The organism is Sorangium sp. So ce117 (assembly GCF_051524395.1).
Taxonomy (GTDB): Bacteria; Myxococcota_A; Polyangia; order Polyangiales; family Polyangiaceae; genus Sorangium; species Sorangium cellulosum_B.
Genome location: NZ_CP150309.1, coordinates 6,509,350 through 6,532,996, shown reverse-complemented (window position 1 = coordinate 6,532,996; position 23,647 = coordinate 6,509,350). Strand labels below are relative to the sequence as shown.

Genomic DNA, 23,647 nt, shown 5'->3' with positions numbered 1-23,647 from the left:
CGCGCAAGATGCCCTTTTGCATGGGCAGAGCGCGCGATCTGAAGGTCGGACTCTTTGTGCTGGCGGGCCTTGTGCTCTCCGCCGTAGTCATTTTCCTGATAGGCGACGAGCGGCGGCTCTTCGACTCTTCCGTCAGCTTCACGACGAACTTCGGCGACGTCCAGGGGCTGAAGCCGGGCGCGCCCATCCGCATGGGAGGCATCGACATCGGTCACGTCGCCGAGGTCGGTTACGGCCCTGATCCGAAGGACACCAAGATCTATGTGAAGCTCGAGATCGTCGAGAGCGAGGCGAGCCGGATCAAGACGGACAGCGTCGCCCAGATCGCGAACAAGGGCCTGCTCGGCGACAAGATGCTGGAGCTCACGAAGGGGCAGAGCCCGGACTCGGTGCCGCCCGGCGGCCACATCCCCGGCGAGGTGCCGACCGACGTGATGGGGAAGGTGACCGGCATGGCCGAGAAGGCCGAGGCGACGCTCGACAACATCCAGAAGGTCTCGGAGAGCATCGCCGACGAGAAGCTGCACAGGGATCTCCGCGAGACGGTCGCCTCGGCGAACACGCTGATGAAGCAGGTGACCGAGGGGGAAGGCTACCCGCACCGCTTCCTGACCGATCCCGAGGAGGCCGAGCGCATCTCGCGCACCGTGCAGAGCCTCGACCGCCTCAGCACGGAGCTCGCGAGCGCGGTGCGCGAGGTGCGGGGGGTCGTCTCGCGGGTCAAGGAGGGGCCGGGGTTCGCGCACGACGTCATCTACGGCGACGGCCCGCAGAAGCAGATTCAGCAGTTCGGGAGCGCGGCGGACGAGGTCGCCATGACGCTGCGGGGCATCCGCGAGAGCGACAGCCTCGCGCACGACGCGCTCTATGGCGGCAAGGGCGACGGCGCCGAGGCGCTCGCCAACGTGACGGCGATGACCGGCGATCTGCGGGCGATCGTGCACGACATGAGGGCGGGCAAGGGGACCCTCGGCGCCCTGCTTGTCGATCCGTCGATCTACGAGGACATGAAGAGCCTCCTCGGCAACGTGCAGCGCAACGACGTGCTCCGCGCGCTCGTGCGCTACTCGATCAAGCAGGACGAGCAGAAGCCCGCGGTCCAGGTCGGCGGCGCCACGCCGTCGCCCTAGCGGCACATCCGAGCCGCCCGCGCAAGCGCCGGAGCGGTAGCGCCTTGCGTTATCTCAGGCCGCCCTTTATTCCTCAGTGTCTCGATGCCCAGGAAGCTCGCTGACCGTCTGTCGGCCGTCGCGCCCAGTGCAACGCTCGCCATGGCGGCGAGGGCCGCGCGCCTCCGCGCCGACGGGCACAAGGTCTTCTCCTTCGGCGTGGGCGAGCCTGACTTCGACACGCCGGAGCACATTCGTACCGCGGCGAAGGCGGCGCTGGACGCCGGAGCCACCCACTACACGGCCGTGTCCGGCATCTCCGAGCTGAAGTCGGCGATCTGCGCAGCGACCGAGCAGCACCGCGGCTGGCGGCCGCTGCCGAGCCAGGTCACCGTGAGCTGCGGCGCGAAGCACGCGTTGTTCAACCTCGCGACCGCGCTCTTCGAGCCGGGAGACGAGGTCGTCATCCCCGCGCCCTACTGGGTGAGCTACCCGGAGCAGGTGCGCCTCGTCGGCGCCACGCCGGTCATCGTCGACACGACCGAGGAGATGGGGTTCCGCCTCACGGCGGACGCGCTCCAGGGCGCGCTTTCTCCGCGGGTGAAGGCGATCATCCTGTGCACGCCCTCCAATCCGACCGGCTCGGCGTATGCGGAAGAGCACCTGCTCCCGCTCTTGGGCGTGCTGCGGCGCCATGACTGCTGGATCGTCGTCGACGAGATCTATGCCGATCTCACCTACGACGGGTTCCGGCACGTGTCGCTCCCCGCGCTCGCGGAGGATCTCGCGCCGCGGGTGATCGTCGTCGACGGGGTTAGCAAGACCTTCGCCATGACGGGCTGGCGGATCGGCTGGAGCATCGCGCCGGCCGAGGTCGCGAGGGCGCTCGACGTGGTCCAGGGTCAGAGCACCACGAACGCGGCGGCCGTCTCCCAGGCGGCCGCTGTCGCCGCCCTGAACGGGCCCCGCGACGCGGTGTTCGCGATGCGCGCGGCGTTCGCCCGGCGGCGCTCGCTGATGGTCGAGGGGCTCAACGCCGTACCGGGGGTGCGCTGCAGGACGCCGGAAGGCGCGTTCTACGCGTTCGCCGACGTGCGCGGGCTCTGCGGGCGCGCTTTCCAGGGGACGACGCTCGCGAGCGACGAGGACGTGGCGACGTGGATGCTCGAGCAGGCGCACGTCGCCGCGGTCGCCGGCACCCCCTTCGGCGCGCCTGGGTACCTTCGCTTCTCGTATGCCTGCGATGAGGACCACATCGAAGCAGGCCTCGCCGCGCTCCGGCGCGCCGTCGCGACGCTCGATTGACCGCGCGCGTCGCTGCGCCGGTGCCCACGCGCGCGCTCGAAGCGCAGCGGCGCCCGTCTCCGATCGCTCGACCCCGACGCCGCGCGGACGCGGCGGCCCGCCTGGCTCCATGCCCCGGTCGCTCACCGGGGGGGCGCAGCCGGCGCGCGCGGGCCCCGCGGCCGGCTCGCTGGCCGCAGCCGCCAGGCGCGCCTTCACCGGCGACCCGTCGGTTCCGGGCCTGCCTCACGGGCCGCCGGCTCCGGGGCTGACGGAGCGCCGCGAAGAAGTTCGACATCGCCAGCGAGTTCTTCTTGTCGAACGCCGATGTTTGGGTTAAAAGCGCCACGTCTTTCCGAAACGGCCGGGTGACAACCGGCTGGCATCGGGCGCATAACTCAGCGGTAGAGTGCGTCCTTCACACGGACGAAGTCGCAGGTTCAAGTCCTGCTGCGCCCACCCCGATTCGCTCCCCTGGTGAGCTGGTTTCACGCGTCGAGCTGTCCGCGTGGCCGTGCCGCTCCCAGCAGGTGTTGAGCGGTTGCTGCGGAGCATCGAGTCGCCCGCGCGGCCGTGCCGATGCGCTCCCTTCGTGCCTGCAGCTTTGCGGGGGCGGCGGGGTGAGAAGCCGCTCGGCGCCGTCACGTCGGGGCGTGAAAGCGGCGAAGCGAGGGGCGCAGGCCGCTCCGGGGTTGGCGAGGCGAAGGCGTTCAGCGAGCAGCGCTCGCGGCGGGCGGCGCTGCCGCCGCCTTGTCGTTCTTGCGCTTCTCGATGACGCTGGCCGTCGCGCGGAGCTCCTTCTGGAGGGGGCCGCACCTGAGGCACCTGCGCGTCCGATGGCCCCGGCATGGCTGGGGGGTGCCCAGCGCCTTGATGTAATGGAGCGCGCGGACATCGCCCTCCTCGCGCACCCTGGCGAGCATCGCCTTGGTGGGGCACTCCGTGAGGCGGCGCAGATCGTCGGCGACGAGCAGCGCCGGCGACGCGAGCTGCCGCACGCTGCTCTCCATCAGCCGTGTGCTCGCGTGGTCCCTGGGCCAATCGCCGAACTTCGGCGCGGTCACCACCTCGTAGAGCAGGTCGGGACCGCGGCTTCCCATGTGCTTGGCCATCAGATCGAACGCCGTGAGGGCGAGGTCCGGGGTGCCGTTCGCTGCCCTCAGGATGATCTGCTTGAGCTCGTCGTTCCCGGCCTCCTCGGGAGCGACCTCGAACAGCCGCTGCGCCGTGAGCAGCGCGGCCGCCATCGCCTTCTCGCGCCCCTGCGCGACCGCGAGGGCCCGGAGGACCGCGGGATCTTCCGGATACCGCTGCGCGAGCGAGCCGAGCGCCGCGCTCCCCGCGGCCTGGGCGCTCTCGAGCTCCGCGGGCTGAGCGCGAGCAGGCGGCGCCTTCGCCGGGGCCTCGGGCTCCGCGGGCGCGAGCGCCGGCGCCGGCTCGGGGGCCGGCGCGCTGCTGCTCTCGCGGACGCTGCTGCTGGGCGCGGCGGCCGGCGAAGGGCTCGGCGAGACGCTGGCGCCCCCCTCGAGCGCCGTCACGGCCGTCGGATCGCGCAGCGCGACCGCGCCGCAGACGAGCCCGGTCGCGGCCAGCAGGCCCAGCGCGGCCAGCGTGGCGGCCGCCTTCGAGCGGCCCAGCCCTGATTCACCGACGTGACTCACCGAGCCGCTCATCGCAGCTGCCTCTCCCGCGGAGGACCCGCGGCCTGGTCATCAACCGTAGGGATCGTCGTTCTTCGGCGGCTTCGGCGCGGCCGGCCTGGGCCTAGGGGCCGCCGGCTTGGGCGCCGCGGGCGCCGCCGTCGCCGTGGGGGCCGCGGGCTCTGGCGCTGGGGTGGGTGCAGGCTCCGCCGTCGCCTTGGGGGCCGCGGGCTCCGCCGTCGCCGGGGCCGCAGGCTCGGCCGTCGCCTTGGGGGCCGCAGGCTCCGCGGTCGCGGTGGCGCTCGCCGTCGGCGCCGCCGGCGCTTCGGCGGTCGTCGTGGGCGCCGCCGTCGCGGCGGGCGCAGCCTTGTCCGTCGCCGCGGGCACGACCTCCGTCGGCTGAGGCTTCTCCGCCGGAGCCGCAGGCTTCTCCGCCGGAGCCGCAGGCTTCGCCGCGGGCTGCTCGGGCGCGGCCGGCGGGGTCGCGGAGGGCTTGTCGCTCTGCCCGAAGACGAGCCAGAGCGCGCCGCAGAGCGCTGCCGCGACCAGCAGGATCGTGAGCAGCCGCCCGGTGCCGCTGCTCTCCTCTTCCTGCGCGAGCGGAGCCTGGGCCGCGGGGGCGGCCTTGGCCGCCTTGTCTTCCTTGGGCTTGGCGGCCGCCGGCTTCGCCTTCGCCTGATCGTCGGCCGCCTTCACGTCCTGGCGCGCAGGCTTGCCGTGCAGATCGTCCGCCGGCGCCCGGTCCGCGACCTCGGCCGGCCTCCTAGCCGCGGCTGCCTTCGCTGGTCTCGCCTCGGCCGCGGGCGCATCGTCCCGCGCTTCCCGCTCGTTCGCCAGCTGGGCGACCGCCTGGACCGGCATCGCCGCCGGCTCGGCCAGCGGCCTGACGTGCTCCTCTTTCGGCGCCGGAGCGGGCTCGGCCTTCTTCGGCGGGGCGGCCATGAGCGGCTCCTTGGACGGGCCGATCTCGTCCAGCGAGCCGCCGGCGTCGGCGAGCGCTTGCTTCAGCAGCTCGGCCGCCTGCTTCATCATCGTCCGCTCGTCGGGCGGCGGCATCTCCTTCTCGGGGTTCGTCTGCGGGAAGAAGCCGCCGCCCTCCGCGACGTCGGCCTTCTTCGCCTCGCCCTTGCCCGCGTCGCCCTTCGCCCCGATCGAGCCGAGCCCCAGCATCGTCGACGCCCGCTTCACCTGCGCCTGCGCTGCCTTGGAGGCCGCGGCCGCGGGCTCGGCCTGCGGCGCGCTCGCGGTCGCCGACGGGGCCGTGATCTCCTGCACGTCGTCGCCCAGATCCGCGCGGTCGGTGATGCCGGCCTCGAACGCCGACCCGGCGCCCGCTTGCGCGTCGACGAGCCGGGTGATCACGGCCTTGGATTTCTCATCGATCTTGATGAACTTCACGCCCATGCCCGCCGGGTGCGCGTCGCTCCCCTGCGCGGGCTCGCGCTTCCACACGACGCGGCCGACGCCGGCGATCACGGCTTGCTCATCCTGCAGACGGATCTCGAACTTGAGCAGCGTGCCAGCGGGGAAGGGCGACGGCGTCTTGATGAAGATGCCGCCACGGCTCACGTCATGCGAGTGGTGCTCGATGAACTCGTCGACCGTGGCGCTCTTGTAGCGGACGGTCATCTGCAGCACTCTCGCTCGCGGATCTTTGCGTGTGTCCTGGGCCATCAGGGTAGAACTCCCGTCTACTTCGCGACTCGCTCGCGACTCGCTCCAGCGGATGTGGTCCGCATGTTACCCAAGGTTCGCCGCGAAGCCCAAAGGCTAACACGTGACGGTCGCTTTACCGAACGCAGCCATGGGCGACCGGGCGAGCATGCTGTTCGCGCGGCGCGCGTGGTCGCGCCTGCGCCCCTGCGCCGCACGGCTTGGCGAACCGAGCGTGTGCGCGCGTCTCTCGTGATATGTTCGCGTCGACTGGAGAATGCGCCAGGATGGCTGTCCGGGACCACTTTCGCGTTCACGCGAGGCGACGCGTCGATCTTGGGGCGACGCTGCGCGATCGCCAGTCGATCGAGGAGCACGGCGTTCGCATCCGCGATCTGGGGCTGGGCGGCGCCGGCATCGAGCTGTCCGAGGCCCAGCTCGCGTCGGAGCTCCTGGATCCCGAGGCGTCGGTGACGCTCGAGGTCACCGCCCCGAACCTGTGGGATCCGCTGAGCCTCCGCGGTCGTATCGCCTGGATCCGCCGCGGTGCGGCGGGGCGGCCGGCGCGCGCGGGCGTTCGCTTCGAGCACCACGACGCCGGGTCGCTCTACGGCCTCTACCAGCTGCTCGGCACCGAACACTTCGATCTTTAGCGCGGGGGGGCGCCCGCACAGGAGACGGGCCCATCTCGGCGCTTTCGGTGCTCGGCGTAGGTGAGTACGCCTGCGCGCCGAAAACGCCGATCTGGACCCGTCTCCTGTGCGGGCGCCCCCCCGCGCTGCGGCTGGGACGGGGTAGGGAAGAGGGGTTCGGCTGTTCCGACGCGCTGCGCTGGAGCACGTCGGGAACGTCGCTGTAGGTGCGGGAGGGGGCGCTAGAAGGCGAACACGGGGCTGACGGTGGGGGCCAGGACGAGGCCGAGCGTTGGCCACATCAGCATCACCTTCATCTCGGCAGACACTCCGAAGTTCTGGGTGATGCCATAGACCACACCGGCGCCTAGCGCCGAGAAGTTCCGCCCGGTGATCTGGTAGGCATCGAGATTCTCGACGTAGCGGGTGTTCGCCGGACACCTGTTGCTGCTGCTGGTGCGCACCAGATCCCCTTCCTCGGTGCGGCGATCGCACACATCCACAGGCACCGAGGCGTTCACCTGGGCCAGACCGATGGGCGAGGCGAAGGCATAGGGGCGGAACCCGCCCTTCTCGACAATCCGATCCCCCAGGAGGAAATACGTCGCGCGGAGCTCCGCATGGAGCGGCAGGAAGCTGAGCGCCTGGAGGTGCGGGTTCTGCAAGTCATTGCCCGCCTCGTCCGTCCACGGGTTCGGCCCGTTCTTGGAAGACGGCGAGCCGCCGAACGCGAATCCGACCCGTACGCCGAGGAGCAGCGACAGGTCCGAAAACAGCTGCCGATCGTACGACAGCATCACCCGCCACCCAGCGAGGCTCAGGCCGCCCTTGACCCCGTTCGTTCCCTCCAGATCCGCGGGCTCGCCGTAGAACTGCCGGCCCTCGCCGCCCGAATAGAAGCAGGCGTAGGCGGCGTCGCTGCCCGAGCAGACGTAATCCGTACCGCGCACCAGGAGCAGGTCGAGCTGGCCGGAGACGCCGACCACGTTGCGGTTGCCCTTGCCCTTGCCCTTGCCCTTCGACGCCCCGCCGCCCTCGTCGCTCCCCTGCTCGCAGGTCCCGTTCACGCAGGCGAGCCCCGACTGGCACTCCTCGGTCGCCTCGCAGGCCGAACCCCAGGTCTTGTCCCCGCGCTTGCCGCCGGCCTCGGGGCAGCCAGGCAGGCCCGGCGGGCAATCCTCCTTCGCGGCGCACCGCTTCGGCGGCTCCTGGCCAGGCAGCGACGGCTCCTGCTCGATCTCGTTCTTGATGGGCACCCGGTGAGGCGCCTGCATCGAACCGGCGGTGCCCACCGGATCGCCCGCCTCGTCCCTCAGGATGACGAAATACCGGATATCGCCGGTCGTCGTGACATCCTCGCAGGGGATCTCCACCCCGAAGCCGCTCTCGATACGCCTCATCTCGAGCGACTTCCACTTGGGCGAGCCGAACGGCTTGTAGCGGACCGTCGCCTTGGACGCGTCGATCTCCTCCGGGATCTCGACGTACACGGGCACCGGCGTGTTCACCGCCTGCTCCGCCACCGGCGTGTGGGGAACGTCGCCCGCCGCGGCCTTCGTGGCCTTGCCGCCGCCGTCGCGAGGCGCCTTCCCGGCGGCCTGCGCCTCCTTCTGGGCCTCCTTGAACGCCTGGGCCAGCTCGGTCGTCGTCAGCGCGTCGATGAGCGCCGCCTTCGGATCGGCCTGGAGCGCCAGCACGAACTCGGCCTTGGCCTGCTGGAGCTTGTTGCCGCCGCCATACACCGTGCCGAGCGCGATGTGCAGCTTGCCGACCACCGGCTTCGAGCAGGCGTTCTTGTCGCACTTCTTCAGGGCGTCTTTGAGCTTCTTCTCCGCCTTGTCGAACTCGACAGAGAGGTAGTCATCGTCCATCGCCTGGTTGTGCAGCTTCATCGCCTCCGCGTCCTTTTCGCCGGCGGCGCCGGCGACCGCCGGCGCGCCGAGGACCCACAGCGAAGTCAGTGCAGACGCGAGACGAGCGCGGCGTGAACGACGGAAAAACACGGGTTCAGACCTCCAGGGTGTGCTGGGGAGGGGCTCTTGCTTTCAGGAGGAGGGGGCCGGGTCCGGCCCCCTGGACTGCGCGGTCGAGAGCGACCGTACCCCGACACGCCAGGCGGTGCTCCCGCGACGGCTGGACTACTGCGCGCCCTCCGTGCGGACGAACTGCACGCGCCGGTTCAGGGCACGGTTCTGGTCGGACGTGTTCGGCACGATCGGCTGCTCCATGCCGTACCCCTTCGATGTCAGCCGGGCCTCGTCGATGCCCTTGGCCACCAGGTACTTCTTCACCGAGGCCGCACGCCGATCCGACAGCTTCTTGTTGTAGGCCGCGGCGCCCTTGTTGTCCGTGTGCCCCTGGATCTCGATCTTGATCTTCGGGTTCTGCTGGAGGACCTCGACCACGGCGTCGAGGATCGGGAAGCTCTCGGGCCGGATCTTGTCCTTGTCGAACTCGAAGTGGATCTGCTGCGTGATCTTGATCTCTTTCTCGGTGACGATGACCAGGCTCGGCTTCTTCGGGCAGCCCGGCTTGTCGCCGCCGACCACGCCCGGCTCGTTCGGGCACTGGTCCTCGAGATCGACCACGGTGTCCTGGTCGTTGTCCGGCTCGGGGCAGCCGTCGGCGTCCTCGTAGCCGTCCGGATCCTCCGGGTCGTTCGCGCAGTTCTTGCCCGTGCTGTCCTTGTCGTTCGCGTCGAGGATCGTATCGAGGTCGTTGTCGAGCTCGGGGCAGCCGTCCTCGTCGAGGTAGCCGTCCTTGTCCTCGGGCAGGAGCACGCAGCTGTCCTTGCCGTCCGTCAGGCCGTCGCCGTCCGTGTCCGGATCGTCCGGGCAGCCGTCATCGTCCTGGAAGCCGTTCCAGGTCTCGGCGTCGCACGGGCACTTCTTGTCCTGCGGATCGAGCAGCCCGTCGCCGTCGCAGTCTCCGGGCTTGGGCGGCGGCGCCTCCTCGACGAACCCGCGCTCGGCGCACTTCTGCGGCGGCGAGAGGTCGTACGCGGCGTGCGTGTTCGCCTTCGCGATGTCGAGGTGCTCCTTGGCCCGGACGAAGAAGCCCTGATCGAGCTCGACCGAGGCGAACGACAGGTGCGACTTCGCCATCGCCAGCTCGCGCGGCGCGCAGCGGAGCGCGCCGTTGCGCTCCGCCTGCTTCGCGATGGTGGTCAGCGCCTCGATGTCGCCGCGCATGACCGGCACCTGCGTGCACGAGAAGGCGGCCCCGGCGATCGCCACGACAGCGAGGGCGCCTGCGCGACGGGCGCGGCGGGAACTGCGGCGCGTCATTCCAATGCTCATCGACCCGCGCCCTCGTGCGCCTGTTTCGCTAGGGTGATCGCCTTGTCCGCGTACTCCTCTGCGACGTCGGCGAAGTCGATCGCGTCGCCGTAGTCGGCGGCCGCGGCCTCCTCCCGAGCCTTCCAGAGGTGCTCGCGCGCGGTGTAGTACTCGTACGGCGCATACTTCTCTGCGCCGAGCGCCTCGGCCGTCTCGAGCTTGCTCGAGGCCGAGTTCGCGGTGAAGGCGTAGAGGGTACCGCCGCAGCCGCCCGTGAGAGCCGCCGCGAGCACCATGCCCGCGCCTGAAATCCAAGTCCCGAATCGCCGCCCGTGCGTCGTCACGATCGCGTTCTTTCTGGAGCGGGCACCTAAGACCGTCTGCCCGGCCGTCGCGACGCTATCAAGGCCGCTCGGCGCGCGTCAACCGGCTCGGGGAAGGGAAGGGTGAGGTCAGAGCTTCCGGTAGACGCCGACGACCACGCCGAGGAGCATCGCGGGCTTGAAGTCGCTCGCCCGGACCAGGATCGGCGCCATCGCCGCGTTCGCCGGCTGGAAACGCACGTAGTCCTTCTCGGGGAAGAAGTATTTTACGGTCGCCTCGTCGCCGATCAGCGCCACCACGATGTCGCCGCGCTGCGCGGTGAGCTGCCGGCGCACGAAGATGTAGTCGCCGCTGAAGATGCCCGCCTCGATCATCGAGTCGCCGGTGACGCGCAGGCCGAACACCTCGCGCCCGCCGCGCACGAGCGTGCGCTCGATCCGGACCGTATCGAGGACGTGCTCCTCGGCGAGGATCGGCAGGCCCGCGGCGATCCGGCCGACGACCGCGATCTCGACGAGGTCGTCCTCCTGGTCGTTCGCAGGGGCGTCGTTCCCACCGTTCACGAGCGCGCCGCGGAGATCGGCGCCGCCGCCGGCGCCCGCGCCGTCGAGATCGCGCGGGCGGAGCGCGCGCGACTTCATGTCCTCGCGCGTGAGGTAGCCCTTGCGTTCGAGCGCCCGGAGGTGATCGTTCACCCCGTTCGTCGAGCGAATCCCCATATGCGCGCCGATCTCGCGCAGCGTCGGCGGGTAGCCGCGCTCGCTGATCGACTGCCGGATATAGTGAAGCACCTGCTGTTGTCGCTCGGTGAGCCCCTGCATCGGGCGGAACCTACTGAACGGTTGGGTAGATGTCAAAAAAGTGTGGAGCCCCCTCTCCATGGCCTCGATTTTACTGCGATTTTCTGGATGCCAGCGGCGCTCGTCCGACCGTCCGCCCCGCCTCCCGCCGCGCCGCGCCGTGAGCCGTAAGGCGGGTCGAGCGTGCAGGGTGAACCGAAGGGCAGGGCGCCGCTGTGGTCAGGGCTGCTTCGGGCCGTTGTTCCGCGAGCTCACCGCCTGACGGGGCTCCAGCATCGTCCGGATCTCTTCGCCGTCGGCGGCCGCCGCGAACGCCTCCTCCAGCGTGATCATCCGGCGCTGGTAGAGGGACACGAGCGACTGGGCCATCGTCTGCATGCCGCTGCCGGACTGGCCCACCTGCATCTGCGAGTAGATCTGGTGGAGCTTGTCCTCGCGGATGAGGTTCCTGATCGCCGCGTTCGGGATCATGACCTCCATCGCCATGACGCGCCCCGGGCCGTTCGCGCGCGGCAGGAGGAGCTGCGTCATCACGGCGACGAGCGTGAACGAGAGCTGCTGGCGCACCTGCGACTGCTGGTGCGGCGGGAAGACGTCGATGATGCGGTTGATCGTCGAGATCGCCGAGTTCGTGTGGAGCGTGGCGAACACGAGGTGGCCGGTCTCGGCGATCGTCAGCGCCGACTCGACGGTCTCGAGGTCGCGCATCTCGCCGACGAGCACGACGTCCGGATCCTGGCGCAGGGCGTATCGCAGGGCGTCCTTGAACGACGCGGTGTCGGAGCCGATCTCGCGCTGGTTCACGAGCGACAGCTTGTGCGGGTGCAGGTACTCGATCGGATCCTCGATCGTGAGGATGTGCAGCCGCTGCTCCGCGTTGATCTTGTCGATGATGCTCGCGAGCGTGGTCGTCTTGCCCGAGCCCGTCGGGCCCGTCACGAGCACGAGGCCGCGGGGCTTGGCGGTGATGTCGAGCACCACCGGCGGCAGGCCCAGCTCGTCGAAGTTCATGATCCGGAAGGGGATCTGCCGGAACGCGGCGGCGACGGCGCCGCGCTGCATGTAGATGTTGGCGCGGAAGCGGGCGAGCCCCTTCATGCCGAACGAGAGATCGAGCTCGTTGCGCTGCTCGAACGCCGCCACCTGCTCCTCGCTCAGCACCGAGTAGCAGAGCTGCTTCGTGTCGCTCGGCATGAGCGGCGGGAGCTTCAGCGGCACCACCGTGCCGTCGATGCGCAGGAGCGGCGGCGTGCCGCTCGTGATGTGCATGTCGCTCGCGCCCTTCTCCACCATCGCGCGGAGGAGCTGCTGGAGCGTGTACCGGAGGCCTTCCTGCTGTCCGACGAGCTCGGTGGTCATGCGCTCAGTCCCCCATCGTCACGCGGCCGACCTCCTCGGTCGTGGTGACGCCCGCGAGCACCTTCTCGATCCCGCTCATCCGGAGGGTCAGCATCCCGCCCTTGATCGCGGCGGCCTTGAGCTCGGCCGTGGACGCGCCCTGGAGGACCATCTCCTTCAGCGCGTCGGTGAAGCGCATGACCTCGTAGAGCGCGACGCGGCCCTTGTAGCCCGAGCCGTTGCAGGTCTTGCAGCCCGCGCCGCGGACGAGCTCCGCGCGCGCCACCTGCTGCTCGGTGAAGCCGAAGTCGAGGAGCACATTCGCGTCGACCTTCAGCGGGACGCGGCAGTCGGAGCAGATCTTGCGCGCGAGGCGCTGGGCCAGCACGAGGTTCACGCTGGCGGTGATGAGGAACGGCTCCACGCCCATGTTGAGGAGGCGCGAGATCGTCGACGGCGCGTCGTTCGTGTGCAGCGTCGAGAGCACGAGGTGGCCGGTGAGCGCGGCCTTGACGGCGATCTCGGCCGTCTCGAAGTCGCGGATCTCGCCGACCATGATGATGTCCGGGTCCTGCCGGAGGAACGACCGCAGCGACATCGCGAAGTTCAGCCCGATGTCGTCGTGCATCTGCACCTGGTTGATGCCGTGCAGGTTGTACTCGACAGGGTCCTCGGCGGTGCTGATGTTCGAGCCGATCTGGTTGAGCTCCGAGAGCGCCGAGTAGAGCGTCGTCGTCTTGCCGGAGCCGGTCGGACCGGTGACGAGGACCATGCCCCACGGCTGGCCGATCGCCCACTTGAAGTCCGCGAGCGGCTTCGGATCGAAGCCGAGCTTCACCATGTCGAGCTGCAGGTTCGACTTGTCGAGGAGGCGGAGGACGATCTTCTCGCCCCAGAGCGTCGGGAGCACCGAGACGCGGAAGTCCATCTCCCGGCCCCTGCCCATCTTCAGCTTGATGCGGCCGTCCTGCGGGAGCCTCCGCTCGGCGATGTCGAGCGAGCTCATGATCTTGAGGCGGCTCGAGATCGCGTTCTTCAGCTTGATCGGCGGCTGCATCTCCTCCATCAGCACGCCGTCGATGCGGTAGCGCACCCGGAGCTTCTTCTCGTACGGCTCGACGTGGATGTCGCTCGCGCCCTTCTTGATGGCGTTCAGGAGGATCGCGTTGACGAGCCGGACCACGGGCGCGCCCTCGGCGGCCTTCTCCAGCTCGAGGACGTTCACGTCGTCGGCCTCGACCTGGAAGCCGACCTCCTCCTCCCCGAACTCGCTCAGCACCTCGTCGTAGGAGGGCCCGACGTTGTAGGCGCGCTCGATCGCCTCCGTGATGCCGGTCTCGGACGCGACGACGGGCTCGACGTTGAAGCCCGTGAGGAACTTGATGTCGTCGATCGCGTGGAGGTTCGTCGGATCGGCCATCGCCACGACGAGCGCCGTCCCCGACCTGGAGATGGGGATGATCTTGTGCTTCTCGCAGACGTCCCGCGAGACGAGGCGCGAGACCTCCGCGTCGATCTCGTACTCGTCGAGGGCGACGGCCGGGACGCGGTACTGCGTCGAGAGGAAGCTCGTGATTTCGCCGTCGGAGACGTACCCGAGCTTGGCGAGCGCGTACCCGAGGTTCTGACCTGTCTTGCGCTGCTCCTCTTGGGCTTGCCTGAGCTGCTGGAGGCTGATGAGCTTTTCGCGGACGAGCAGTTCGCCGAGGCGGTTCGTTGTCGACATCGAGGCCGCAAATCCTGCGGGTGACGAGGGAGGGAGTCAACGCTGGCGGTTGGGGCCGGCGCGCATCAAGGGTAGGATGTCGGATGGTGGCGAGGATGGCGCTGCGTGAGTCTCTTTGAGTGGTTCGGGCTCAGGCGGGGCGACAGCCGACGCAGGGCGGCCGAGGCCAAGGAGCTCGCCGGCGATCTCGCGGGGGCGGTCGAGCTGTACCTCGACGCCGGTATGCCGGACGACGCGGCCCGGGTCCTCCTCCTCCGGGCGGACGCCGAGCGCAGCGTCGAGAAGCGGATCGCCTTCTGCGCGTCGGCGTCCCGCATGGCGGAGAGCCCGGAGCTCAAGCGCTCGGCGCTCGGGCGCAAGGCGCTGCTCGCGTTCGACCTGGTGCGCGCGCGGGGCGCGAGCGTGATGCGGAGCGAGGCGCTGGCCGTCGCGCGCGAGCTCGAGGAGGCGGGCGAGCTCGAGCGCGCGGCCGACGCGTACGCCCTGGTGGGCGACACCGAGTCGGAGACGCGGGTGCTGGCCGCGGCGGGCGCGATCGAGCGGCTCGAGGAGCGGCTCCGCTCCTCGATGACCGTCGAGAGGGACCAGCGAGAGCTCGCCGCGGTCCTGCGGTCGATCGCGGATCTCGACCGGATGGCGGAGCGCCGCGAGGCGATCGCGGTGGCCGAGGCCTGGATCGCGGGGAACCGCGGCGGCGAGCAGGTGGCCGACGCCCTGCGCGCGATCCGCGCGCGGCTCCTCGCGGGGCCGATCCTCTCGCTCGAGCTCGGCGGCGCGCTCCTGCGGTGCGCGCTCGGCGACGAGGTCACGATCGGCCGCGGCGAGGCGACCATCGTCGTCGCGTCCCGCGCCGTCAGCAGGACGCACGTGCGGATCCGGCGCGGCCCGTCTGGCGTCGAGGTCGAGGATCTCGGGACGCGCAACGGCACGACGCTGGCGGGCGCGCGGCTCACGGGGCCGCTGCCCGTCGGCCGCGGTGTGCAGCTCCTGCTGGGCGGGGAGGTGCCGTGCGCGATCGCGCCGGGGACGGGGGAGGGGTGCGTGGTGGAGATCGCGGGCGATCGCTTCACGGCGCCGCTCGGCGATCTGCCGGTCGGCCCCTGGCGGATCCGCGTCGATCGGGCTGGGGCCTCGGCGTTCGTCGCGCTGAAGACGCCGCCGGGGGCGCCGCCGCCGTTCCTCGGCGACTACCAGCTCGCGCCGTCGGTCGAGCTGTGCGCGGGCGACGCGATCGCCTCGGCGCGCGGGGGGACGGCGGTCTTCCGGCTACCCCCCGCGGGCGAGGCTCCATCGATCCGGCGCGGCGGCGCCGAGGGCGGCGCGGCGTGAGCTTGTGGCGGCGGCTCAAGGAGCGCCTCGGCGGCGCCGCGGCGGACGGCGGTGCGCCGGCGGACGCGCGCGGCGGCGCCGGGCCGGGCGGGGCGGACGTCGGGGGCAGCGCGCATCCTGCGCGAGCGGAGCGGCCGCAGGCGCACGCGCGCGCGTCGCGTGAAGGCGGAGGCGACGACATCGCGCGCCTGCGGAGCTCCGGCACGCGGGAGGGGCCCTCGACGGACGAGGTCATCGCCGTGCTCCGGCGGGCGCGCGGGACGCTCCGGGAGGCCGAGGCCGTGGCGCACCTCGTCGCGGCGATGGAGGAGCGGGTCCTGCCCGATCCGATCCGCGTGGCCTGCGCGGATCTGCTCGCGGCCCGGGGCGACGAGCGCGGCGCGCTCGCCGTGCTGGAGGGCGCCGCGTCGCGCGAGCGCGGCGCCGCGTCGCGCGCCCAGCCGGTGTCCTCGACCGACGGCCTCGTCCTCGCGGCCGATCTCTACGCCTCGCTGGGGCAGCTCCCGCGCGCGGTCGGCGCGATCGAGCGGGTGCTCGTCCGGGAGATCGGCGCGCCAGGCGCGCGCGAGCGCCACCAGCGCTGGCGGGCGGCGCTCGGCGCGGATCGGCCCGCCGCGGTCGCCCGGCTGGAGGATGTGACCGTGGTCGCGCCCTCGGCGGGCAAGAGCCCGTTCCGCCTGCTCCGGGAGGTGGCGCGCGGCGGCGCCGGCGCGGTTTACGAGGCCGAGGACGAGGTGCTCGGCCGGCGCATCGGGTTCAAGGTCTACCACGGGCGGGGCGGCGACCGGGCGCACCTCACCCGCGAGGTGCGGCTCGCCGTGGCGCTCGGGGGCCCCGGCGTCGTGCGGGTCTTCGACGCGGACCCCGAGGAGGGGTGGATCGCGCTCGAGTGGATCGCGCGGGGGTCGGTGAGGGACGTGCTCCGCGCCGGCGACGCGGCGGCGCTCGCGCCGATCGCGCGGTGGGCGCGTCCGCTCGCGCGCGCGCTCGCCCGAATCCATGAGCGCGGTTACGTCCACGCGGACGTGAAGCCGGCCAACGTGCTCCTGCGCAACCTCGGCGAGCCCGTGCTCACCGACTTCGGGCTGGCCAGGCCGCGTGGCGCGCCGTCCGCCGGCGGCAGCCCAGGGTACGTCTCACCGGAGCGGCTCGCCGGGCGGGCGAGCGATCCGCGCGATGACGTCTACGGCTTTGGCCGCGTTCTCGAGGACGTCATCGTCCACCTCGGTCCGCTCGGCGGCGAGGGGCTCGCTCCCTGGAAGGAGCTGTCGCTGCTGTGCCTCGGCCCGGACGACGACCGGCCGCCGGACGGCGCCGCGCTCGTCCGGGCCGCCCGCTGAGCGCCGCGGCGGGCTCAGCAAGCTTCGAGGCAGCGCTGGTACCGATCGAACGCGGCCGCGTCGGTGCCATCGAACGCGCCGCAGGGAGCCTCCGCCGCGCACGCGGACGCGCACCGGACCCGGCCGTCGCACGACGCCTCGGCGGAGATGCCGCTGCCGTGGAAGCCGCACTCCTCGGTGTGCTCCGTCGCCTCGTCGCACACGCCCCCGCAGCCGGACACGAGGGCGACCCCGAGCGCAATTGACGCAGCTGACGCGGCGCGAGCTGCCCGTGCGCTGCGGGGTACTTCCGTCCACCAACGACGCCTGCCTTCGCTCATGCCTGTTCTCTGCCGGCTGATCTCTCGTGCGGGGGACCTCACGCTGCGGCGTGGTGCGGCGCAGCGTGGCAACCCGCTTCGCTTCGGGCGCGGCCCTGGGTAGATTGCTCGCCTGCATGCGCGTACGCAACGAGAAGAGGGCGCCCTGATGCGCTTGGCCGTCGTCGCCACGCCCAGCCTGCACCGCGATCAGCGGCCGGCGCCCGGCTCGCTCGACGGAGATCTCATCCGGGCTCGCCTCTCGCTGGACGACGCGGGCTTCCGGGTGATCGACGTCGATCCCGCCCGGGATCTCGCGGAGCAGCTCGACGCGCTGTTCGACGAGGTCGTTGCGACGCGGAGGACCCTGGTCGACGCGGAGGACGCCGCGCGCGACGACGCATCCACCCTGTTCCTCTTCTACGCCTCCAGCGCGGTCGCGCTGTCGCCGGACGGGGAGCTCTTCCTCTGCCTCGACCCCGAGAACCCCGGCGTGGGCGACGCGCTGGGCGACATCGCCTCGGTGTTCCGCGATCGCGCGCGCGGCGAGGTGCTCTTCGTCCTCGAGTGCCATCACGGCCCCGGGGCGACCTCGCGCGCCGTCGTCGCCGCCGCGGAGCAGGCGGTGGCGTCTTCCGTGACGGGGGTCGAGCTCCTCGTCGCGGCCCACCCGATCGGCTCGCTCGACGCGGATCTGCCGTCGGTGCTCACCCGCGCCTTCGTCGAGCACCTCGACGAGGCCGAGCCGGAGCGCGGCCTCACCGCGGAGGCGATCTTCCGCCGCGTGGAGGGGAACGCCGAGCTCGCCAGCGCCATCCCGTGCTTCGCGCGGACGGGCGGGCGGGGCTCCTTCTCGGTGCTCGTCCCGCGCGGCGGCGCCCCGGGCGCGCCCCCGGCGGAGAGGCCCGAGGCAGCGCAGCTGGTCGTCGCGGACGAGCGGGACGCCGCCACCACGCCGGCGCCGGCGCCGGACGATCCGGTCGCGCAGTACCTCGCGGCTGGCGACATGCTCGCCACCGCCGCGGACCTGGAGGGCGCGCTCACCGCGTACAAGAAGGCGCTCGCGCTCGTCGGCGTCGCGCACCGGGACGCCCGCGCGGAGGTGCATCTGCGCATCGCCCAGACCAGGTGGCGCCAGGAGCGGCACCGCGAGGCGATCGAGAGCTTCGACAAGGCGCTCGCGCTCGCGCCGGAGCACCGGCCCGCGCTCGAGGCACTGGTCGAGCTCCACCTCACCGGGCGCGATTTCGTCCGGCTGCGCATCGCGGAGGAGCGGCTGCTCACGCGCGTCGAGGGGGACGGCGATCGCTTCGGGTTTCTCGTCCAGTTCGCAGAGCGCTGGGAGAGCATCGCCGGGGAGCCGGCGCGCGCGCTGGAGCTCCTCGAGCGGGCGCGGGAGCTCCGCCCCGACGACCCCGCGGTCTTGCGCGGCCTGGGCCGGCTCTACCAGGCAGCGGGCGACGTCGATGCGTCGATCGAGGCGCGCCGCTGCCTCATCGAGCGGATGGAGGAGCCCAGGGAGCGGGCGGTCGCGCTCCTGGAGCTCGCGCGCACCGCGATGCAGGGCGAGGCCCGCGCGACCTTGACCGAGGTCACGCGGGAGCGGGACGGGATCGAGCTGCTCGAGCGCGCGCTGGACGCAGATCCCACGTTCCTCGATCCGCTCTCCCTCATCGCGATCCTCCTCTCGGCGCGGCAGGAATGGGGCGAGCTCGAGCTCGCGTACCGGCGGATGCTCGAGCGGGCGCAGCGCATCGCCGACCTGCGCGTCCGGAGCGACGTCACCTGGGAGCTCTGCCGCCGCCTCGGCATGCTCTTCCGCGATCACCTCGAGGATCCCAGCTCCGCGCTGGAGGCGTTCGAGGGCGCGGTGGACGAGCGACCGGACGATGTCCCGGGGCGGCTCAGCGCGGCGTCGCTCGCGCGGACCGCCGGCCGGCTCGAGCGCGCCGCCGCGCACCTCCAGGCCGCCGCGGTGCTCGATCCCGGCAACGTCCAGGTGTTTCACGACCTGTTCGACACGTTCCAGAAGCTGAGGCGGGTCGACCAGGCGTGGTCCGCCGCGAGCGTGGCTGTCTACCTCGGCGCGGCCGAGGAGCGGGAGCGCTTCATCTTCGAGGAGCACCGCCCGGCGGGCCTCGTCCAGCCTGCGCGCGGGCTGAGCGTCGCGACGTGGGACCTCCTGCGCGCGGGCGATCGCGATCGCGCGCTCGAGGAGGTCCTCGCGTCGGTCGCCGGCGCGGCGATCCGCGCGCGCTTCGCCCAGCGCGTGCGGGAAAAGCGGGTTCCCCAGCTCGATCCGGCCGCGCGCTCCGACGCGGAGCGGAACGCGGCCGGCGTGGTTCGCCTCTTCTCGTGGGCGAGCCGGTGTCTCGGGATCGCCGCGCCGGCGGTCTACCTCCGCAAGGACGCGCCGATCGCGGTCGCCGCGGTGCCGGTCGAGGAGCCGAGCATCCTCGTCGGCGGCGAGGCGCTCCGCGGGAGGACGGCGGCCGAGCTCGCGTTCCTGGTGGGCAGCCACGTCGCGTACCACGTCGGCCCGCACCGGCTGCTGCTCCATTTCCCGTCGCTAGAGGAGCTCGGCGTCTGCCTGGCGGCGGCCGTCAAGGTGGCGCGGCCGTCGGAGCTCGTCCCCGCCGACCTCGAGGGCGCGGTGCTCGCGCTGGTGCCCCTCCTCGACGAGCACCTGACGGAGAGCGAGCGTGACGCCCTGGAGGCCGCGGTGTTCGAGCTCTACGAGATCCGCGCGCCGCTCGATCTCGCGCACTGGGTGGGATCGGTCGAGCGGTGCGCTGCCCGGGTCGGCTATCTGCTGACCAGCGATCTCTCGGTGGCGGCGTCGTCGCTCTCGAGGGGAGACGCGCCGGGCGTGCTGACGGCCGAGGAGAAGATCGGCGATCTCCTCTCGTTCACGGTCTCGGACGCCTACCACGCCTTGCGCGAGGAGCTCGGCGTCGCGATCGAGCCCTGAAGCTGCCCGTTCACTCCTTGCCCCGGAGGTAAGCGAGGTACGCGTCGTGGCTCGGCGGGCGGCCGAGGAAGCGGGTGACGAGCGCTCCCGCCTCGACGCCGCCGCCCTTTGCGAGCACCTCGTCGCGGAACGCGCGCGCGACGGCGGGGTTCAGCAGGCCTTCCTGCTTGAAGCGGGTGAGCACGTCGCGCGAGAGCGACAGCGCCCACTGGTAGCCGTAGTAGCCCGCGTCGTAGGTGATGAGGTGCCCGAAGCTCGACTGCAGGTGCGTCCCCTTCACGAAGGCGAAGGACTCGTTCGCGCGCTGCGCCTGCTCCACGACCACGGTCGCGTCGAAGCCCGGATCACGGGTGTGGAGCTCCAGATCGATCGACGCGAGGGTGAGCTGCCGCTGCGTCGCGAGCGCTCGACCGAAGCCTCGCGCGCGGGTCATCGCCTGGAAGAGGGCGTCCGGGATCTTCTCGCCGGTCGCGTGGTGCTTCGCGAACAGATCGAGCACCTCGCGCGACCACGCCCACTCCTCGAACATCTGGCTCGGCGCCTCGACGAAGTCGCGCACCGTCGCGGTCCCTGAATAGGACGCCAGCTCCGAGCGCGTCAGGAGGTGGTGCAGCACGTGCCCGAACTCGTGGAAGAACGTCACCACGTCCTCGTGGGACATCAGCGCCGGCTGCGCCCCCGGCTTCGGGAAGTTGCACTCGAGCGCCGCGACGGGGCTCTGCCACGACCCGTCGTCGAGCAGCTTCGCCGTCCGCACGGTGAACATCGCCGCGTGTTTGTACTTGTCGGGCCTGCTGTAGAGGTCGAGGTAAAACTTGCCGATCAGCTTGCCCTCGGAGCGCACCTCGTACGCGGTCACGTCGGGGTGCCACGCCTTCGCGGGGACCTCCTTGTACTCGAGGGCGTACATCTTCGCGGTGATGTCCATGAGCCCCTGCTTCACCGCGCCGAGCTCGAGGTAATCCGAGAGCGCCTGCGAGTCGAACTGGTACGTGGACGCGCGGACCCGATCCTCGAGGAAGTAGCGATCGGAGGGGGGGAGCTTGTCGGTCGGCTTGCCTCCGAGCCGCACGTGCTCCTTCATCAGCGCGGCGAACTCGGCCTTGGCGGGCTCTTTCAGCGCGGTCCTGACCTGGTCGAGGAAGCCGCGCACGGCGCCGCTCGTCCTGGCCATCCGCGGCTCGATGGCGTAGTCCGCCCAGCTCTTGTAGCCGAGCATCTTGGCCTTCTCGGAGCGGAGCACGAGGAGGCGCTCGACGAGCTTCACGTTCTTCTCGCCGCCGCGGTTGGTGAACAGGACGTAGAGATTGAGCGCGGCCTTGCGGTCCTTGGCGTAGGTGACGAACGGGAAGAAGTCGGGGTAGTCGGTGGTGATCTCGACCTTGCCGTTCGCCTTGGGCGCGTGCTTCGCCACGTACTCCTTGGGCAGCCCCTGGAGGGACGCGGGCGCGATCTCGATCGATGCGGTCGACGCGGACAGGTTCGACATGAACTCCTGCCCGATACGGGTGATCTGCTCGTTCACGTCGCGGAGGCGCTGCTGTCGGTCTACCGGCAGCGACAGGCCGTTGCGGCGGAAGTCGCGGAGGACATCGGAGAGCAGCCGGGCGCGCTCACCGTTCAACGTCTCACGCGCGTCGCCTTTCTCGGCGTACGCCTCGATGACGGCGGCGAGATCGGCGTCCAGCCACATCGCGGTCGTGAACCTGTCGACCTTCGGCTCGCAGAGCCTCGCGGCCTCTCGCACCGCCGCGTCCGGGTGCGCGACCCCCATCAGGTACGGGAACTCGCCCGCGCTGTTCACCTCGAGCGCTGCGTCGTCGAACCGCCCGAGCGTCGCGGCGTAGGTGAGCTTCTCCGGCGGCGCGCCTCGGAGCGCCCTGATCGCGGCGAGGTGCCCCTCCGCGGCGCGCAGGTGCTCGTCGCAGAGCTGCTTCACGCCCTCCACGGTGAGCCCCTGCGCCACGGGATCGAACTCGGCGCGCGTCGGCGTCAAGGACGGCGCGGTCGTCGCCGGGGTCGACGTCGCCGCCTGCGGCGCGGCGCTGCCGGCCGTGGCCGGCGAGGAGACCCCACCGATCTGGGTGCCAGCGTTGCAGGCGACGAGCAGGAGAAGTGAGAGGAGCCCGGAGCGCGTGGGTGTGGTGCCGACCTTCATGTCGGTCGGGCTATACCACGGGGAGCGAGGTGCTTCAGACCGTCACTCGGTCTCCGGCGGCAGGTAGGCGAAGAGGCAATTGTATCCTCGGCTCGTCACGTCGGCGGCGGGCGTCCCGGCCGATACCCTGACGAGCAGCCGGTTGTCCGCTGGGGCCTCCGGGATCGTGACCCGCTCGACGTACAAGTTTTCGTTCTCGGTCTCCGTGGCCGAGTAGGTGGCGGCGTCGATCGATGTGCCGTCTCCGTTCAGCACCTCGGCGCTGAGCTCGCGGACCCCAGACCCGTTGCGCTGCGCTTCGCAGACGACCGAGAACGTCCAGCCCTCTTCCACGTCGTCGAGGGGGACCGCATAGATGTCGACGTCGGCGGTCTCTCCGTCGGCGAGCTGGCCCTCGATCGCGTAGCTGACGCCGCCTCCCCCGTTGGCGAAGGAGACAAGGCCGCCTTCCGGCGTCTCCACGACACCGTTGGTCTCCTCCTCGGCCTCGAGGGGATCGGAGCTCGTGCGGTTGTGCAGCAGGATGTAGAAGTCGTTCTTTCCTACCTCTCCCGCAGGGCGCTTGACGAAGACGAAGTACTCTTGCCCGGCTTCCACCGGGAGGGCGATATCGCCGCCCTTCGTCGGATCCACCTTCGCGTACGCGTTGGTCAGATCGGTCGAAGCGAACACGGCGATCTCGCTGACGTTCACCGTCGAGCCGTTGCCCTCGATCCCTGTCGGCTGGTCGGCGATCAGCTGGGCGAGGATGACGTTGTCGACCGCGGGGGTCTCCGGCGGGGTGAACGAATACACGTCGACGTCGGTCGCGCTCTCGAAATTGCCGAACGCGAAGGTGGTGAAGTAGCCCGACTCGTCGTTGTTCAGCTCATAGTGCAGCTGCACGGCCTGCTCGGCGTCATTGTTGGGCTCGGTGTCGCTGATGAGGCTGTCGGTATCGCTCTCCGCCACATCGAGCGGGAGGAGCGCCACCCCGTAGTCGAAGCTCACGACCTCGGCGGGGTCGAAGCAGCCGTTCGGGAAGGCGAACTGCGGGAAGGCGGCGTTGCAATCCTGGACGACGATGACGTACTCGCCGTCTGCTGGCAGGACGGTGAGCAGCTCGCTGTCATTGGTGAAGCCCCGGGCCGGGTCGTCGTTCTGCGCGAGCTGGTTCCCATCGGCGTCGAGCAGCGTGATGACGGTATCCGGGTATGTCGGATCCCTCTCGTCATCCGGCGGCCTCGCGTCGCTCAGGATGTACACCGGCTGCCCCTTGCCTCCGGTGAAGCTGTAGTAGTCAGCGTCCTCGTCCAGCGGCTCGAGCGTCCCCTCGAGCCAACCGTCCTCGGGTTGGATCGGCTCCGCTTCTTCGGGGCTGTCGTTCCCGTCGTCCACCTCGCCTGAGCCCGTGGAGGTGCTGCCGGCGGTGGGGCCGGTGGTCGCGGAGGACGTCGTGGTGCCCCCGGCTCCTCCCTCGCCCCCGCCGCCTCCGTCGCCCTCGTCGTCTCCGCCGCAGCCTGCGGCGGTCGCCGCGATCGTGCTGAGCACGAAGAAACCCAGAAAATGCATCGACCTCATGGCACCTCCAACGTTTGCTATCCCACAGCGACTCCCAGTGTAGCGGCGTGGGAAATATACACCTACGCTTCTGCTCGTCCTGCGCGCCATGGGAGCGCACGCTTTTGACGGGCGGAGATCTGGAGCATACGTAATGGCCGGGTGCTGCTCCACAGCCGAATGGCCGAGGTCGGATCGGCCTGTAGAGCTCGGTGGTTGGCGCGTCG

The 23,647-nt window shown here is 71.0% G+C and carries 17 protein-coding genes and 1 tRNA gene; 7 read left to right on the top strand and 11 right to left on the bottom strand.

Annotated elements, in window-relative coordinates; all coding sequences use genetic code 11:
• The first annotated feature begins 20 nt into the window (after positions 1-20).
• The 3 genes from WMF46_RS24395 (at position 21) to WMF46_RS24385 (ending at position 2,852) form a co-directional block, all read left to right on the top strand.
• Positions 21-1,130: an MlaD family protein gene (locus WMF46_RS24395; RefSeq protein WP_437987780.1), complete on the top strand. Its 1,110-nt coding sequence runs from the start codon at positions 21-23 to the stop codon at positions 1,128-1,130.
• A gap of 141 nt (positions 1,131-1,271) precedes the next feature.
• Positions 1,272-2,414, top strand: a complete 1,143-nt coding sequence (locus WMF46_RS24390; protein WP_437987779.1) for a pyridoxal phosphate-dependent aminotransferase — start codon at positions 1,272-1,274, stop codon at positions 2,412-2,414.
• Between the two features lie 366 nt (positions 2,415-2,780).
• A tRNA-Val gene (locus WMF46_RS24385) sits at positions 2,781-2,852 on the top strand.
• 251 nt (positions 2,853-3,103) lie between these two features.
• On the opposite strand, the gene WMF46_RS24380 is transcribed toward WMF46_RS24385, so the two are convergent.
• Complete coding sequence (locus WMF46_RS24380; RefSeq protein WP_437987778.1) at positions 3,104-4,054, bottom strand: hypothetical protein; 951 nt, start codon at positions 4,052-4,054, stop codon at positions 3,104-3,106.
• A gap of 51 nt (positions 4,055-4,105) precedes the next feature.
• Positions 4,106-5,707: a TIGR02266 family protein gene (locus tag WMF46_RS24375; RefSeq protein ID WP_437987777.1), complete on the bottom strand. Its 1,602-nt coding sequence runs from the start codon at positions 5,705-5,707 to the stop codon at positions 4,106-4,108.
• A gap of 266 nt (positions 5,708-5,973) precedes the next feature.
• Between WMF46_RS24375 and WMF46_RS24370 the strand changes: the two genes are divergently transcribed.
• Positions 5,974-6,339, top strand: coding sequence for a PilZ domain-containing protein (locus WMF46_RS24370; RefSeq protein ID WP_012237106.1), 366 nt, complete (start codon positions 5,974-5,976; stop codon positions 6,337-6,339).
• Between the two features lie 221 nt (positions 6,340-6,560).
• Here the strand turns inward: WMF46_RS24370 and WMF46_RS24365 are convergent, their stop codons facing one another.
• The 6 genes from WMF46_RS24365 to pilB form a co-directional block, all read right to left on the bottom strand.
• A complete protein-coding gene (locus WMF46_RS24365) occupies positions 6,561-8,210 on the bottom strand; it encodes an EB domain-containing protein (protein ID WP_437987776.1) in 1,650 nt (549 codons plus the stop codon).
• Between the two features lie 246 nt (positions 8,211-8,456).
• Positions 8,457-9,605 (bottom strand): OmpA family protein, encoded by a 1,149-nt coding sequence (locus WMF46_RS24360; protein ID WP_437987775.1) that lies wholly within the window; start codon positions 9,603-9,605, stop codon positions 8,457-8,459.
• An 8-nt stretch (positions 9,606-9,613) separates the two neighbouring features.
• Positions 9,614-9,940, bottom strand: coding sequence for a DUF4398 domain-containing protein (locus WMF46_RS24355; protein ID WP_012237102.1), 327 nt, complete (start codon positions 9,938-9,940; stop codon positions 9,614-9,616).
• A 108-nt stretch (positions 9,941-10,048) separates the two neighbouring features.
• Positions 10,049-10,741 (bottom strand): transcriptional repressor LexA, encoded by a 693-nt coding sequence (lexA, locus tag WMF46_RS24350; protein WP_012237101.1) that lies wholly within the window; start codon positions 10,739-10,741, stop codon positions 10,049-10,051.
• A gap of 198 nt (positions 10,742-10,939) precedes the next feature.
• Positions 10,940-12,079 (bottom strand): type IV pilus twitching motility protein PilT, encoded by a 1,140-nt coding sequence (locus tag WMF46_RS24345; protein ID WP_437987774.1) that lies wholly within the window; start codon positions 12,077-12,079, stop codon positions 10,940-10,942.
• A 4-nt stretch (positions 12,080-12,083) separates the two neighbouring features.
• A complete protein-coding gene (pilB, locus tag WMF46_RS24340) occupies positions 12,084-13,784 on the bottom strand; it encodes a type IV-A pilus assembly ATPase PilB (RefSeq protein ID WP_437987773.1) in 1,701 nt (566 codons plus the stop codon).
• Between the two features lie 105 nt (positions 13,785-13,889).
• Here pilB and WMF46_RS24335 point away from each other — a divergent pair, with 105 nt between their 5' ends.
• Together WMF46_RS24335 and WMF46_RS24330 are read left to right on the top strand one after the other, a co-directional pair.
• Positions 13,890-15,113, top strand: a complete 1,224-nt coding sequence (locus WMF46_RS24335) for an FHA domain-containing protein (RefSeq protein WP_437987772.1) — start codon at positions 13,890-13,892, stop codon at positions 15,111-15,113.
• Positions 15,110-16,453: a serine/threonine-protein kinase gene (locus tag WMF46_RS24330; RefSeq protein ID WP_437987771.1), complete on the top strand. Its 1,344-nt coding sequence runs from the start codon at positions 15,110-15,112 to the stop codon at positions 16,451-16,453. The genes WMF46_RS24335 and WMF46_RS24330 overlap by 4 nt, the downstream gene beginning before the upstream one ends.
• 14 nt (positions 16,454-16,467) lie before the next feature.
• Here WMF46_RS24330 and WMF46_RS24325 read toward each other — a convergent pair whose 3' ends face one another.
• A complete protein-coding gene (locus WMF46_RS24325) occupies positions 16,468-16,674 on the bottom strand; it encodes a hypothetical protein (protein ID WP_437987770.1) in 207 nt (68 codons plus the stop codon).
• 247 nt (positions 16,675-16,921) lie between these two features.
• On the opposite strand from WMF46_RS24325, the gene WMF46_RS24320 reads away from it, so the two are divergent.
• A complete protein-coding gene (locus tag WMF46_RS24320; RefSeq protein WP_437987769.1) occupies positions 16,922-19,723 on the top strand; it encodes a tetratricopeptide repeat protein in 2,802 nt (933 codons plus the stop codon).
• Positions 19,724-19,733: 10 nt separating this feature from the next.
• Here WMF46_RS24320 and WMF46_RS24315 read toward each other — a convergent pair whose 3' ends face one another.
• Entirely contained in the window at positions 19,734-21,881 is a 2,148-nt protein-coding gene (locus tag WMF46_RS24315) for a M3 family metallopeptidase (protein WP_437987768.1), read from the bottom strand.
• Between the two features lie 42 nt (positions 21,882-21,923).
• On the bottom strand, positions 21,924-23,441 hold the full coding sequence (locus WMF46_RS24310; protein WP_437987767.1) for a hypothetical protein: 1,518 nt from the start codon (positions 23,439-23,441) through the stop codon (positions 21,924-21,926).
• Positions 23,442-23,647 lie beyond the last annotated feature (206 nt).